Raw genomic sequence first — 13983 nt, forward strand, 5'->3', positions numbered from 1 at the left:
GGCAAGCAAGCCATTGCCTTTTTTAGACGACCAGTCTAAATTAATCACCATGATCACCGATACCCCAAAACGCCGGGGCCGGCCGCCCCGTCAGCCCCGCGATAATCCCGACACACGCGACGCCCTGATTCGTTGCGGCGTGGCGATATTGACCGAGCAGGGCTTTGTGGCCACCGGCATCGACGGTGTGCTCAAGCAAGTGGGCGTGCCCAAGGGCTCCTTTTATCACTACTTCGACAGCAAGGAAGCCTTTGGCCAGGCGGTGATGGAACGTTACGCCGGCTATTTTTCCGCCAAGCTGGATCGCTGGCTGCTGGATGAGACGACCCCGCCGCTACAGCGCATTGAGCACTTTATGCAGGACGCAATGGCCGGCATGGCCCGCCATGCGTTCCGGCGCGGCTGCCTGGTGGGCAACCTCTGTCAGGAAGTTACCATTTTGCCCGCCAGCTACCGCGAGCTGCTGCAGGCCATTCTGCACAGCTGGGAGCAACGGCTGGCGGCTTGCCTGCAACAGGCAGCTGATCTCGGTGACATCGCCGCCGATGCCGACTGCAAACGCCTGGCCGAGCTGTTCTGGATTGGCTGGGAAGGCGCCGTGCAACGGGCCCGCATTGTACAGAGCGACGCCCCCATGGCGCTGTTCGGACAGGAGTTTCTGGCCCGGCTGCCCCGCTGAGGCCTTTTTCACGCTTATTTATAGACGACCAGTCTAAATAAAAGGAGTACACGCTTATGTTCAACGCCATTCTGATAAGCAAAGCCGACGACCAGACCTCCCGGGCCGACCTTACTCAACTGAATACCGCAGATTTGCCCGAAGGCGAAGTCAGCGTACGGGTAGAGTGGAGCACCCTCAACTACAAGGACGCCCTCGCCATTACCGGCAAGGGCCCCATTGTGCGCCGCTTTCCCATGGTGCCGGGCGTGGATCTGGCCGGAGTGGTGGAGCACAGCGCCAGCGACCAGTGGCAACCCGGTGATCGGGTGCTGCTGAACGGCTGGGGCGTGGGTGAAGGGCACTGGGGCGGACTGGCACAGCGGGCCAGAGTAAAGGCCGGCTGGCTGACCCGGCTGCCGGACAATCTCAGCAGTCGCCAGGCCATGGCCATCGGCACCGCCGGCTACACCGCCATGCTGTGTTTAATGGCGCTGGAGCGCCACGGCCTGACCCCGGACAAGGGCGAAGTGCTGGTGACCGGTGCCAGCGGCGGCGTGGGCAGCCTGGCCATCATGCTGCTGGCCCAACGGGGTTACCAGGTGATAGCGTCTACCGGCCGCATGGAAGAACAGGACTACCTCACCGCCCTGGGTGCCGCCGAGGTGATGCACAGGGATGCCCTCTCCGCCCCCGGAAAACCCCTGGCCAAAGCCCGCTGGGCGGCGGTGATCGACTCGGTAGGCAGCCACACTCTGGCCAATGCCTGCGCCCAGACCATGGAAGACGGCCTGGTGGCCGCCTGTGGTCTGGCTCAGGGCATGGACTTTCCGGCCACGGTGGCGCCCTTTATTCTGCGTGGCGTTACCCTGCTCGGCATCAACAGCGTGACCCGTCCTCAAAGCGAGCGGGATCAGGCATGGGCGCGGCTGGCCGAGGAACTGGACACCGGCCTGCTGGAACAAACCACGCGGGAAATTGCCCTGGGCGAGGCCATCGATGCCGCCGATGACCTGCTGGCAGGCCGGGTACGTGGCCGGCTGGTGGTGGATGTAAACCGTTAATCCACCGCCGGCTGCTCATTCGCCTGCTTACGCTGCTGTTGTTGCAGCCGCCACAGCTGGGCGTAGAGGCCGTCTGCAGCAAGCAGTTGCTCGTGGCTGCCCTGCTCGGCAATGCGGCCGTCCTGCATCACCAGAATATGGTCGGCGTCGACAATGGTGGACAGCCGGTGTGCAATCACCAGGCTGCTCTGGCCCCGGGACACCTCGCGAATGGCGCGCAATATGCTGCGTTCGGAGCGGCTGTCGAGGGACGAGGTGGCCTCGTCGAACACCAATATCGGCGGACGTTTCAAAATAGTGCGGGCAATGGCTACCCTCTGCTTTTCGCCGCCGCTGAGTTTGAGCCCGCGTTCCCCCACCAGGGTAGCACTGCCCTCGGGCAGCCTGGCAATAAACTCATCGAGGTGGGCCAGGCGAATAGCCTCGTTCACCTCATCCTCGCTGGCGTCGATGCGGCCATAACAAATGTTGTCGTAAATGGAGGCGTTAAACAGCACCGTATCTTGCGGCACTATGCCGATGGCCCGACGCAGAGAAGCCTGGCTCACTTGCCGTATATCCTGGCCGTCGATCAAAATGGCCCCTTCATTCACCTCGTAAAACCGGAACAGCAGCTTGACCAAGGTGGACTTTCCCGAGCCGCTGGCCCCCACTACCGCCAGCTTTTGCCGGGGCCGCAGGGTAAAGCTGAGATCATGCAGTATTTGCCGGTCGGGCCGGTAGCCAAAACCCACATTGCGAAACTCTATTTCCCCCCGGCTCACCAACAGCTCAGGGGCATTTTCCGCATCATTGATTTGCGGCTGGCGGCGCAGCAGCGCAAACATGCGCTCGATATTGGCCAGTGAGCCCTTCATCTCCCGGTAAACAAAGCCGAGAAAATTGAGCGGCAGAAACAGCTGCATCATAAAGGCGTTGATCAGCACAAAGTCGCCCAGGGTCATGGTGCCCGCCACCACTTGCTGGCCGGCCAGCACCATCATGGCGGTCATGGCCGCGGCGATGATCAGCGCCTGGCCACCGTTGAGGGCAAACAGGCTGAGCCGGTTGTTACGCCGGGCCTGCTCCCACTCGGCCAGATCTTCGTCATAACGGCCCGCTTCGTACAGCTCGTTGTTGAAGTATTTCACCGTTTCAAAGTTGAGCAGGCTGTCCACCGCCCGGCTGTGGGTCTGGGAGTCGGCCTTGTTGGCGGCGCGCACATAGCGAGTGCGCCAGTCAGTGGCCACCACCGACCAGGCCACATACACCACCACGGCGCTCAGGGTGATCAGCGCAAACCACACCGAGTAGTTGATCAGCAGCAATGCCGTGACCAGACCGATCTCCAGCAGGGTGGGCACAATGTTGAACACCATAAACCGCAGCAAAAAGCCCACCCCGGTCACGCCCCGCTCAATGTCCCGCGACAGGCCGCCGGTGCTGCGGTTGAGGTGAAAGTCGAGCTCCAGCCGGTGCAGATGGTTAAACACGCTCAGGCCAATGCGGCGCATGGCCCGCTCGGTCACCCGGCCAAACAGGGCATCGCGAATTTCACCAAACAGCACATTGGCAAAGCGCACCGTGCCGTAGGCCAGCAGCAGTCCCAGCGGCAGCGCCACCACCGTGCTGACGGCGGTGTCCATGCCATCGACAATATGCTTGAGAATAAAGGGCAGGCCCACGCTGGCCAGCTTGGCCGCCACCAAGCAGCACAACGCCAGGGCAATACGCCCCTTGTAGTCCAGCAGGTAGGGGATCAGGGTTTTCAGGGTGCGGATATTGATGGTGGCGTCATCCATATCCGGGTGGTAGGAGCCTCGGCGCATGGGTCACTCTTTTACGTGAAGAATACTGATGATCATACCCCGCTTTGGCGGAGCGGGCAGCCGGACGCATAGCAAACTTCAGAACATATACAGCTCGGTAAAACCGTCACAGGTTAGAAAGAAATACATAAATATTTCTGATAAATCTGCCAGCCTTTCCATAAGCATTATTACTACTTCCATTACAAAGCTGATTACTCCATCCCCCCTCCCTGCTGATAAGTTATCGTCATCGTAAATAAACGGAGACGACTATGTCTTTGCTAGAAGTACTGAATGAATGGCAAGACGATGCTCAGACCATTCGGCGTCACATCCATCGTCACCCAGAGTTGGGTTTTGAGGAAAAAGCCACACAGGCACTAGTCGTAAAGTTGCTTACTACTTACGGTGTCGATGAGATCTGTACTGAATTTGCAGAAACCGGTGTAGTCGCGGTGATCCATGGCAATCAGGGCCTAGGACAACGTATCGGACTGCGTGCGGATATGGATGCCTTGCCCATTGACGAAGAGAACACATTTGAACATCGCTCAGGTTGTGCCGGAAAGATGCATGCTTGCGGCCATGACGGACATACCACCATGCTGCTAATGGCGGCCCGTTACCTGGCCCTGCACCGGGACTTCAAAGGCAGCGCCGTGCTTTTCTTTCAGCCAGCAGAAGAGGGAGTGGGTGGAGCCGAAAGGATGATCTCAGAAGGAGTGCTGGAACGCTATCCTATAGACTCCTGTTTTGCGCTACACAACCTTCCTGGTATCCCGGCAGGCCAGTTCGCTTTCCGGGAGGGTCCCATCATGGCCAGCTCAGATCGGTTGTTCATCACCGTACGCGGAAAAAGTGGTCATGCTGGCATGCCACAAGTAAGCCGGGATCCACTACTGGTTGCCACACATATCTACCAAGGCATTCAGGGACTGGTCAGCCGCACCTTCAGTCCACTGGAGCCAGTCGTCATTTCGGTCACCCAGATCCATGGCGGCGAGACTACTAATGCCATTGCCGACGAAGCCTACCTCAGCGGTACCTTCCGTACTTTGAATCAAAACACCCGGGACAATATTACTCAGCGTCTAGAAACACTGGTGCCCAACCTGGCCCGCGCCTTTGAGATGGATGCAGAGTTTCACCTGGGCCCTGTAACTCACCCACCTACCGTCAATACCCCGGATGAAACCGCACAGGCGGTGCATGCTGCCAGCACGGTAGTAGGTGCCGAAAAAGTGAAGGCCAACACCCAGCCACTCATGGGCAGTGAGGATTTTGCCTATTTTTTAGATAAGGTGCCAGGCTGTTACGGTTTTATCGGAAATGGAGACCATGAACCCGGATGCAGCCTTGGCCTGCATAACAAAAAATACGATTTCAACGATACCATCATACCCACAGGAGCGGCCTATTTCGTGACCCTGGTGCAACAGCTGGGTTGATTTTCTAGCAGGCCTCATTTGAAGGCAACTTTGCTTAACAAGAGAAAGGACTCTGTTTATGTCATCCATGTATTCAAGGACAACCGCCCATCCCAGCAACCTGATCCAGCGCATAGAGCGCATTGGTGACAAACTCCCCCACCCCTTCTATCTGTTCATCTACCTGTGTGCCGTCATCATGGTACTGTCGGCGCTCGTAGCTGCAGCCGGTAGTAGTGTCACACACCCGGGTAACGGCAGTGAAGTAGCTGTGCGCAGCCTGCTGAGCGGGGAAGGTCTGGTATATATTCTCTCTTCCACCGTCGACAATTTCATATCCTTCAAGCCCCTCGGCCTGGTTCTGTGCATGATGCTGGCTGTTGGGCTCATGCAGGAAGTCGGTTTAGCCGATGCAGCCATCAAGGCCTCACTGCTAAATGCACCGCGACAATTCGTCACCGGCACCATTTTTTTGGTGGGCATCATTGGCAACCTTGCATCCGACGCCGCCTTTATTCTGGTCCCTCCTCTCGCCGGTATCGTGTTTGCCGCCACCAACCGAAACCCCATCGTCGGTATTGCAGCGGGCTTTGTCGCTGTTGCAGCCGGTTTTACAGCCAATATTTTTATTGCCGGAACTGACGTGTTGCTGTCAGGTATCACGACCGAAGCCGCGGCCATAGTCCGGGAAACAGAAGTGTCGCCTGCAGCCAACTGGTATTTCATGCTGATATCAGTCCCCTTGCTGGTAGTCGTGAGCACCCTTATCACTGATAAGTATATTGAGCCCCGTTTTTCTTCCCTGCACAGTCGGGAAGGGGTCAGTATCGGGCAAGACTATGGTGTTTCTGCCAAAGATAAAGTGGCTCTTAAATGGACACTGGCTGCAGCTGCAACCTATCTGGGGATCTTCCTGCTGATACTGCTACCAACCGACTCACCATTACGCAACGCCGAGGGCGGGCTGGTACCCTCACCTTTTTTGAGTGGCATCATTCCGGTCATCATGGGATTTTTCATATTCTGCGCAGTTGTATTTGGAACCAAATCAGGTGCGATTCAACGAGCCGACGACGTCCCGAGGTTAATGGCCAAGTCATTAAAAACTGTAGGTAGCTATATAGTCCTAGTGTTCGTCATTGCCCAGTTCATAGCCTGGTTCAACTGGTCCAATTTAGCCATATTCATTGCGGTAAACGGCGCAGAGTGGCTGTCTGATCTGCCACTGCCCAATCTGGTTATGCTGGCACTGTTTATGGTACTGGCAGGTGCGATGAACCTCATTGTCTTCAGCGGCTCGGCGCAGTGGGCCATCATGGCTCCTGTATTTATTCCACTGTTCATGCTGCTAGGGGTAGATCCGGCGAATACCCAGATGGCATATCGTATCGCCGATACAACCACCAACATTATTTCTCCGACGAACCCCTACATTCCCATGGTTCTGGCGCTGATTGCCCGTTACAACCCCGAGGTACGCTTTGGGACTTTTTTGGCAATGATGCTGCCTTATGCCCTGATACTGTTCAGTGCCTGGGGAGCCAGCTTCCTGCTCTACTTCCTTCTGGGTCTTCCGGTCGGCCCCATGTGATTACCCCGCTGCTCCCGGTTTACCCGGGAGCAGCACTTTCCCTGTACTCACCGCTTGCCAGTCCGCCACCTGCTCCTGTATCCGCATGCAAAACTCATCAATCAGTGGGCGTCTGGCATCTTTACGCAGTAACAACCCAACCTGACGATACTGATAGGGTGCACGAATGGGGATAAACCGGATACCAGGCGTATTGTCGAGAGCAGAGATGGTAGAAGACAATATGGCAGAGCCCAACCCGCTGGAGATCATACCTATTAAAGTAGCAGTATGTGAGGCATTGAATTCCGGGTCATAACTGAGCCCAATACGATGAAATGCTTCATCAGCCAAGATTCGCAGACTGTTGCCCTGACTTACCCCAATACCGGCATGTTCATAAGCTTGTTCCCAGCTGACGCTGTCAAAAACAGCCAAGAGATGATCTTCCCGGCAAGCCAAACAGAGGTAGTCTTGGAATAAAGGGATAAAGTCTAGGTCGGCATGATAACTGGGAGTGCTAATGCCTACATCGGCGCGCCCTTCCAGTACTGAACTGGTAATATCATTTATACGCTCTTCAATGAGGCGGAAAGTGAAATCCTGATGATCCTGCTTCATTCGGTTCAATGCTTTGGGTGCCAGAGAAGCGGATAAAGTGTAGAGAGAAGACACTACCAGAGATTTGTGAAAGCCATGGCGACGATTCCGGTTATCCCGCAACAGCTTGTCCAGCCGGTTAACAATGACTCTAGCTTCTCGATAAAGCGCTTCCCCAGCCGGGGTCAGGCCGAGTTCCCGCCCTTCTCGCAATACTAATGCCGCATCAAGTTGCAACTCCAGCCGTTTCAGCATCTGACTAAGGGCTGACTGGGTCAGGTGGATCCGCTCAGCGGCTCGGGTAATATTCCGCTCTTCCACTAGGACAAGAAAAGCCCTGAGCTGGCGATAGCTGATATCCATGCAATGACGCTCCTGGATGAGAAAGTTTTACTATATCACCAGAGAATAAACAGTATCGTAAGCCTGCCAACATCGACCTGGTCAACAAACGACATGTATGAGCGTGACGTTTTGACGTTTCCCCCCCCTGCGATAAGCTGACATTTTCATATTCAGGAAAGAAACAATGGAACAGCTACCACAACAGTGCATTTATCGCCTGCAGCTCAGCAGTAAAGGCGGGCTGCAGCCATTGGAAAGCCAGACCGCGACCTCCACGGAGCCGGTGTGGCTGCACCTGGATTATGAGCAGCCCGAGGCTGCTGACTGGTTACGCAGCACAGATCTGGTCAGCGAAGCCGCCCGCGAGGCGCTGCTGGGCCAGAGCAGCCGGCCCAAGCTGGTACGCCAGGGTGACAACCTGCTGCTGACCCTGCGAGGCATCAACCACAACCAGGGCGACAGCCCGGAAGAAATGGTGGCGCTGCGCATTTACATCACCCCTTCGCTGATTATCAGCAGCCGGCACCGGCCGCTGCTGTCGGAAAAGGACGTGTATGAGCAGCTGGCTAACAGTAATGAGCCGGTAACACTGGGGGACTGGCTGGTGGAGATGTGTGATGCCCTTACCGACCGGGTCGGCGAGTTTGCAGAAAGCCTGCACGACCGCATACTCGGCCTGGAAGAATGCATTATGGACAGGGACATTCCCGGGCATGGCTTGCTGGGCCATATACGCAAGCAGTTAATTCTGGTCCGCCGCTACCTTTCTCCCCAGCTCGATCTGGTAGCGCGCCTGGCCAGCGAGAAGATTGGCTGGCTTAACGACGACGATCGCCGCCGCCTGCTCGACATTGCCGACCGGTTGCGCCGCTGGCTGGACGACCTCGACGCCGGCGTGGCCCGCACCGCCGTGCTGGCGGACGAAGTGAATAACATGATGACCGAAGCCACCAACCAGCGTGCCTATCAGATGTCGATCATGGCGCTGCTGTTTCTGCCCGCCAGCTTTCTTACCGGCCTGTTTGGCATCAACCTGGGCGGCATGCCCGGGGCCGACAACCCCGCCGCTTTCTGGATATTCTGCCTGGGCCTGCTGGCCCTGGGCGGCGGCCTGGGGTTCTGGCTCCACCGCAACCGCTGGTGGTAACTGCTGCTACCCCAGGGTCAGTACCCGATCTGCTACTTTATTTACCAGCGCCGCCTCGTGGCTTACCAGCAGCAGGGCACAGCCCCGCTCCCGGGCCAGGCTGGTGAGCAGCCGAATGGTCTGCTGCTGGGTCACCAGATCCAGCCGCGAGGTGGGCTCGTCGGCAAACAGCAGCACCGGATCCAGCAGCAGGATGCGCAATATCGCCAGCCGTTGCAGCTCGCCCCCCGACACTTCCCGGGGGGAGCGCGCCAGCAAATCGGGAGCAAGCCCCAGCCGGGGCAACAGCCGCTCCACTTCGGCCCAGTCCTTACGATGCAGTTTCACCACATCCCGCAGACTCTGACCCAGACTGCACCAGGGCGCAAAGGCGGCGGGTGGATCCTGATAAAGCTTCTGGTAGCGGGTTCGGGCCAGCTCCGGATCGCGCCATACCGAGCCGGCATCCGGCTCCAGCACCCCCAGGCAGATACTGCCCAGCGTGCTTTTGCCGCAGCCGCTGGGGCCCGCTACCCCCATGACTTCACCGGCACTCAGCTCAAAGGAAAGTTCACTGAACAGGCTACGGCCGCCCCGGGCCTTGGCCAGGCCATCCACCTTCAGCACGGTGTCGCCCCGGTGCAGCGGTGCCAGTGCCGGCCAGGCATCCGGTTCGGCCGCCAGCAAGGCCCGGCCATAGTCGCTGACGGGTGCCCGCAACACCTGTTCCGCCGGGCCGGACTCCTGCACTTCGCCATTGCGCACTATCATCACCTCGCCGCCCAGCTGGCGGGCCACGGCAATGTCGTGTGTAATGGTCAGCAGTCCGCCACCCGCCGCCGCCACCTGTCGGAGCAAGCCGGTTACCTGATCCCGGCTGCCCGCATCCAGGCCTTTGGTGGGCTCGTCAGCAATCACAATGTCGGCACCGCCGGTGCTGGCGGCGGCAAAGGCCAGCCGCTGCATCATACCCCCCGAGAGCTGGCCGGGCAGCCGGTGCAGAGCCTGACCCAGGCCGAGCCGGGTCAGGTCTTGTATGGCCCGCTCCCGGGCCCGGTCACGGTCGTTCCCCGCCACATAGCGATAACCCTCGGCCACCTGCTCCACCGCTGGCATGGTCGGATCCAGCGCCAGCCAGGGCTCCTGGGGTAACATGGCAAGCTCGCGCCCCCACCGTTTTCTGCGGGCGGCGGCAGGCAAACCGCTGAGTTCTTCACCCCGCAGCCAGATCTGCCCCCGGGCCTGCAATCCGGCCGGCAGGTTGCCCATAATGGCCTGGGCGATCAGACTCTTGCCGGAGCCGGTTTCCCCCAGCAGGGTCAGCGGCTGTCCGGCCATCAGGGTAAATGACAACGGCCGAACAATACCGGGCACCGCCAGTTGTTCTACTTTAAGCAGTTCGGTCATGGCTTGCGTCCTCCCGCCAGCAAGTTAAGCGCCAGCACCAGCAGGAACACCGCCGCGATGGGTTGCAGCAATACCCAGGGTGCTTCATGGTAATAAGGCAACAGTTCGGTCATCATCAGGCCCAGCTCGGCAGTGGGCGGGCGCAGCCCTACACTGACAAAACCCAGAGCCGCAATGGCCAGAATGGCGGTGGCGGCACCAAAGGCACCCAGGGTCAGCACTACCGGGGCCAGCGCCGGCCACAGGTGGCGGCGAACAATGTAACCGGCACCGAAACCAAGCAGGCGCGAGGCCTCAATTTGCGGCGACGCCATCAGGGTGCGGGTGGTCAGGCGCACCACCCGGAAATATTCAATCCACAACACCAGGGCAATGCCCACATAAAGGGTCCAGAAGTTGCCCGGCGCAATGGCCACCAGCAGCAACACCAGCAACAAACCGGGCAGTGCCAGCAAGGTGTCGGCCAGCACCCCCAGGGTCCGGTCCACCCAGCCGCCACGCCAGCCGGCGAGCACCCCCAGTAACACGCCAGGCACGGCAGCGGTCAGCACCCCGAACAAAGACAAACCAAGAGACAGCTGCACCGCCGAACTCATGCGCGCCAGCATACTGCGACCCAGGTGATCGGTGCCCAGTGGCTCGGCCAGACTGGGCCCGGCCAGAATCTGGCTGTAATTCTGCCGGGCCGGGTCCAGCTCGGTCAGCAGCGGCAAGCCGATGCCAAACAGCGTCAGTGCCAGCAGCAGAGCAGCACCCAATCGCTGGCGGCGGTTTAAAAAACGACGGCCGGCAGCAGCAGCTACCGGGGCGGCCAAGGTTGCAGTCCGGGTCATGCTTCCCTCCTTCTCGGATCAATACGGTGACAAAGCAGATCCACCAGGGCATTAAGCAGCACGAACATCAGTCCCAGTACCAGGGCGGTACCCTGGATCATGGGCACGTCCCGTGCCACGATGGCGTGCACCAGCGCGTGGCCGATACCGGGCCAGGCGAACAGGGTTTCCACCACCACCACACCTTCTATCAGATACACCAGCTGAATGGCCTGATGGGCCAGTACCGGCACCGCCACATTACGCAGGCCGTGCCGCAGAAACACCCGGCCTTCGCTCAGTCCCTTGGTACGGCCAAAAGCGTAATAGGCGGAGCCGGCCACCCCCTGCATGGCATTGCGGCTTACCCGGCAGGCGACCGCCGCCAGCCCCAGAGCCAGGGTCAGCGCCGGCAGCAGGGTATGGGCCGCACTACCATGGCCGGCCGCAGGCAACCAGCCCAGCTGCACCGCCAGCAGCATCACCAGCAGAATGCCGATCACGAACTGAGGCAAGGCCCGCAGCACCATGGCCAGCAGCAGGGTCAGCCGGTCGATCCGGCCACCGGGCCTGAGCCCGGCCAGGATGCCGAGCGGCGGGCCCAGCAACAGCGACAGCCCCACGGCGGCGGCGGCCAGTCTGAAGGAATGGCCCAGCTGATGACGCAGCTCATCGACCACGGCTTCGCCACTCACCAACGAATGGCCCAGATCCAGCCGCAGCAAATCCCACAGCCAGCGACCCAGGGCCTGCCAGGCGGGCAGATCCAGGCCCAGTTCGGCACGCACGACAGCGGCGGCGGCCGCATTCACATAGTCGTAGCCATAGCGGCCGGCAGCGATACGAAAGGCCATGTCTCCGGGCAGGGCATGGGTGAGGATATAGGTCAGCACCCCCACCATCAGCGCCACCAGGGCAGCCTGCATCAACCGATAGCTCAATACTGGTATCACTGGGCCCACCTCATCTCGCTCACACGGTAGTTACGCTCAAAGGTATCGATGCGAAAACCTTCCACCTTGCTGGAAACGGCAGCGGTTTGCTGGTACCAGGCCACCGGGATCACCGGCAGTTGCTCATGCAGTATGCCGGCGGCCTCCCGGCGTAACCCGGCCACAACCTCGCCGTCGGTCTGTGTCAGCAGTTGCTGCAATATTTCGCCCAGACGCGGGGAATACCAGTTCATGGCACCCCAGTCGCCGCCTTCCGGTCCGAAGTCCAGCAGCAAGGTACCGAGGGGATCCGGAATCAGGGCGAAGTTACGCGCCATCAGTCCCAGTTGCAGGCTGCCATCCCGATGGCTGGCGGGAATTTCACTGGAGTTGGTGACATTGACCGTCAGCGCGACGCCCAGCTCGCGCCACTGTTCCTGCAGGGCAGTGGCCAGCAGCGGCAGCTCGGGCCGATCCGAAAAGGTGGTCATGGTCAGCGCAAAGGGCTCACCATTGCGGATGAGCATACCGTTGCCGTCCGCCTGCCAGCCCAGACCGGCCAGCAGCGCCCTGGCCTGGGTCAGATCCCGTTTTGCTCCGTCCACCTCCTTCAGGTGCCAGTCGGTCAGGGACGGCGGAAATAACTGCCCGGCCGCTGCCTCGGGAGTACGCAGCAGGGCCATGGCCATGCCGGTGCGATCCAGTGCCAGGCTCAGCGCCCGCCGTGCCTCAGGCTCGGCCAGAAAGGGGTGACCGGCGTTAACCTTAAGGGTCACGGTGCGGGGAATGGGCTCCGCCTGCACCTTGAGCCTGGGGTTACGCTGCAACCGGGCCTGACTGGCCGGATCCAGGGTAAACACAACATCGGCATCACCGCTCTCGGCCAGCAGCGCGCGGGTCTCGCCCCGGCCTGCGGCCAGATACGTCACTCGTTCAATAGCCGGAGCCCCGCCCCAGTAATCGTTGAAGGCGACGGCGATGAGTTTTTGCGGCATTTGCAGCTGCTCAATACGGTAGGGACCGGTGCCGATCACTTGCGTGGCGTCACCGGCCTCGTTGTAAGAAGCCGGTGCCAGGATCTGGGCTGAGCTGTGGGCCAGCACCGCCGGCAACGGTGCAAAGGGGCTGGTCAGGCGAATACGGACGGCTTCCTGTTCAGCAGCGATCTCCGCTATCGGTGCCTGGTTGAGCATGCCGGGTTTGGTCAGGGCCAGGCGCAGTGCACCGGCCACCGCCTCGGCGGTAAGTGCACTGCCGTCATGAAAATACACCTCCGGGCGCAGGGCAAAGCGCCAGCTCAGTCGGTCGCCGGAAACCGTCCAGCCTTCGGCCAGACCGGCTTTGGGATGCCCCCTGTCATCCACTTCCACCAGGGTTTCGCCGATCTGCAGCCGGGTGTAAACGTAACCGGCTTTGGCAGGATCGGTACTGCCAATCTCCCAGGGGGCAACAATATCGAGCACGCCTTCGGCGGCATGAGTGGAGGCGGAAACGGCCAGCAGGCCGACGCCAAACAGGGTGTGGCGGAAATGCATCATGGAGAAACCTGGATAAGAATGAGAATGATTAATTTAGTTATAATATAACATCACATTTCATCCTTATCGTCACCCCTGTTGCAAGCATTTTTTATTCACCAGGGTCTTTTTGGCGGTAACCTTAAGAAGCTAAGTTGATGGCAAATACATCAGGGAGAGTACAAGATGAGAAAACTGTTCTGTGGTCTGTGCGGCCTGCTGCTGTGCCAGACCGCTACCGCAGCGGAACCAGACACCGGTGCCCTCTATGAACACCAGTTGGCCCGCTTGCATTCCGATGAAATCCTCGACATGCTCCAGTTTGCCGGCCAGCCGCTGCTGGTTGTGAACACCGCCAGCCATTGTGGTTTTACCGGCCAGTTTGAGGGGCTGGAAGCCCTGCATCAGCAATATAAGGATCAAGGCCTGAACGTGGTGGGATTTCCGTCTAACGACTTTAAACAGGAGGCTAAAAGCGAGGAAGAGACAGCCAGAGTGTGCTTTCAGAACTTTGGCGTTAGCTTTGATATGGCGGCTCCGGTGAGCGTAAAAGGTGATGACGCCCATCCCATTTTCAAAGAGATCACCCGCCAGAGCGGCAAGCAACCACGCTGGAATTTTTACAAGTTCGTGATTGACCGCGATGGCCGGGTCACCGAGGTTTTCTCCAGCATTACCGGGCCGGACAGCAAACGCCTGAAGGCGGCGATTGAGAAGGTACTGTAACGGGCCAAA

At 59.4% G+C, this 13983-nt stretch carries 13 protein-coding genes; 6 read left to right on the plus strand and 7 right to left on the minus strand.

All coding sequences use genetic code 11. The annotated features are described in order from the left end of the window. The first annotated feature begins 49 nt into the window (after positions 1–49). Both acuR and acuI read left to right on the plus strand, forming a co-directional pair. Entirely contained in the window at positions 50–679 is a 630-nt protein-coding gene (gene acuR / locus B6S09_RS11985; RefSeq protein ID WP_094278799.1) for an acrylate utilization transcriptional regulator AcuR, read from the plus strand. Positions 680–735: 56 nt separating this feature from the next. Beyond that, a complete protein-coding gene (gene acuI, locus B6S09_RS11990; RefSeq protein ID WP_094278724.1) occupies positions 736–1722 on the plus strand; it encodes an acrylyl-CoA reductase (NADPH) in 987 nt (328 codons plus the stop codon). On the opposite strand, the gene B6S09_RS11995 is transcribed toward acuI, so the two are convergent. Beyond that, a complete protein-coding gene (locus B6S09_RS11995; protein WP_166670357.1) occupies positions 1719–3530 on the minus strand; it encodes an ABCB family ABC transporter ATP-binding protein/permease in 1812 nt (603 codons plus the stop codon). The two genes, acuI and B6S09_RS11995, sit on opposite strands and share 4 nt — an antisense overlap. A 254-nt stretch (positions 3531–3784) precedes the next feature. Here B6S09_RS11995 and B6S09_RS12000 point away from each other — a divergent pair, with 254 nt between their 5' ends. Continuing rightward, the gene (locus tag B6S09_RS12000; protein ID WP_094278725.1) at positions 3785–4960 is read left to right on the plus strand and encodes a M20 aminoacylase family protein; all 1176 of its coding nucleotides are present in this window, start codon (positions 3785–3787) and stop codon (positions 4958–4960) included. A 73-nt stretch (positions 4961–5033) separates the two neighbouring features. Here the strand turns inward: B6S09_RS12000 and B6S09_RS18655 are convergent, their stop codons facing one another. After that, positions 5034–5186 carry a hypothetical protein gene (locus tag B6S09_RS18655; RefSeq protein WP_244900104.1) on the minus strand — a complete coding sequence of 51 codons (153 nt, stop codon included), beginning with the start codon at positions 5184–5186 and terminating at the stop codon, positions 5034–5036. Here B6S09_RS18655 and B6S09_RS12005 point away from each other — a divergent pair. Next, the gene (locus B6S09_RS12005; protein ID WP_244900103.1) at positions 5118–6530 is read left to right on the plus strand and encodes an AbgT family transporter; all 1413 of its coding nucleotides are present in this window, start codon (positions 5118–5120) and stop codon (positions 6528–6530) included. The two genes, B6S09_RS18655 and B6S09_RS12005, sit on opposite strands and share 69 nt — an antisense overlap. On the opposite strand, the gene B6S09_RS12010 is transcribed toward B6S09_RS12005, so the two are convergent. After that, positions 6531–7472, minus strand: a complete 942-nt coding sequence (locus tag B6S09_RS12010; RefSeq protein WP_094278727.1) for a LysR family transcriptional regulator — start codon at positions 7470–7472, stop codon at positions 6531–6533. Between the two features lie 166 nt (positions 7473–7638). Here B6S09_RS12010 and zntB point away from each other — a divergent pair, with 166 nt between their 5' ends. Further along, positions 7639–8601, plus strand: coding sequence for a zinc transporter ZntB (gene zntB, locus B6S09_RS12015; protein ID WP_094278728.1), 963 nt, complete (start codon positions 7639–7641; stop codon positions 8599–8601). Positions 8602–8607: 6 nt separating this feature from the next. Here the strand turns inward: zntB and B6S09_RS12020 are convergent, their stop codons facing one another. Genes B6S09_RS12020 through B6S09_RS12035 form a run of 4 tightly spaced genes read right to left on the minus strand, consistent with a single transcriptional unit; the run spans position 8608 to position 13269 of the window. Further along, entirely contained in the window at positions 8608–9987 is a 1380-nt protein-coding gene (locus tag B6S09_RS12020; RefSeq protein WP_094278729.1) for an ABC transporter ATP-binding protein, read from the minus strand. Then, positions 9984–10820 carry an ABC transporter permease gene (locus B6S09_RS12025; RefSeq protein ID WP_094278730.1) on the minus strand — a complete coding sequence of 279 codons (837 nt, stop codon included), beginning with the start codon at positions 10818–10820 and terminating at the stop codon, positions 9984–9986. The genes B6S09_RS12020 and B6S09_RS12025 overlap by 4 nt, the downstream gene beginning before the upstream one ends. Beyond that, a complete protein-coding gene (locus B6S09_RS12030; protein ID WP_094278731.1) occupies positions 10817–11752 on the minus strand; it encodes an ABC transporter permease in 936 nt (311 codons plus the stop codon). Before B6S09_RS12030 ends, B6S09_RS12025 begins: the two co-directional genes overlap by 4 nt. Next, a complete protein-coding gene (locus B6S09_RS12035) occupies positions 11749–13269 on the minus strand; it encodes an ABC transporter substrate-binding protein (RefSeq protein ID WP_094278732.1) in 1521 nt (506 codons plus the stop codon). Before B6S09_RS12035 ends, B6S09_RS12030 begins: the two co-directional genes overlap by 4 nt. A 165-nt stretch (positions 13270–13434) precedes the next feature. Between B6S09_RS12035 and B6S09_RS12040 the strand changes: the two genes are divergently transcribed. After that, positions 13435–13974, plus strand: coding sequence for a glutathione peroxidase (locus tag B6S09_RS12040; protein ID WP_094278733.1), 540 nt, complete (start codon positions 13435–13437; stop codon positions 13972–13974). The last annotated feature ends 9 nt before the right edge of the window (positions 13975–13983 follow it).

The sequence above is a fragment of the Oceanimonas baumannii genome, from assembly GCF_002245495.1.
In the GTDB taxonomy this organism is placed as follows: Bacteria; Pseudomonadota; Gammaproteobacteria; order Enterobacterales; family Aeromonadaceae; genus Oceanimonas; species Oceanimonas baumannii.

Coding starts and splice junctions, on each gene's coding strand:
- B6S09_RS12000 (WP_094278725.1), top strand. CDS start 3,785: ATGTCTTTGCTAGAAGTACTGAATGAATGGCAAGACGATGCTCAGACC.
- B6S09_RS12020 (WP_094278729.1), bottom strand. CDS start 9,987: ATGACCGAACTGCTTAAAGTAGAACAACTGGCGGTGCCCGGTATTGTT.
- B6S09_RS11995 (WP_166670357.1), bottom strand. CDS start 3,530: ATGCGCCGAGGCTCCTACCACCCGGATATGGATGACGCCACCATCAAT.
- acuI (WP_094278724.1), top strand. CDS start 736: ATGTTCAACGCCATTCTGATAAGCAAAGCCGACGACCAGACCTCCCGG.
- zntB (WP_094278728.1), top strand. CDS start 7,639: ATGGAACAGCTACCACAACAGTGCATTTATCGCCTGCAGCTCAGCAGT.
- B6S09_RS12035 (WP_094278732.1), bottom strand. CDS start 13,269: ATGATGCATTTCCGCCACACCCTGTTTGGCGTCGGCCTGCTGGCCGTT.
- B6S09_RS12025 (WP_094278730.1), bottom strand. CDS start 10,820: ATGACCCGGACTGCAACCTTGGCCGCCCCGGTAGCTGCTGCTGCCGGC.
- acuR (WP_094278799.1), top strand. CDS start 50: ATGATCACCGATACCCCAAAACGCCGGGGCCGGCCGCCCCGTCAGCCC.
- B6S09_RS12040 (WP_094278733.1), top strand. CDS start 13,435: ATGAGAAAACTGTTCTGTGGTCTGTGCGGCCTGCTGCTGTGCCAGACC.
- B6S09_RS12010 (WP_094278727.1), bottom strand. CDS start 7,472: ATGGATATCAGCTATCGCCAGCTCAGGGCTTTTCTTGTCCTAGTGGAA.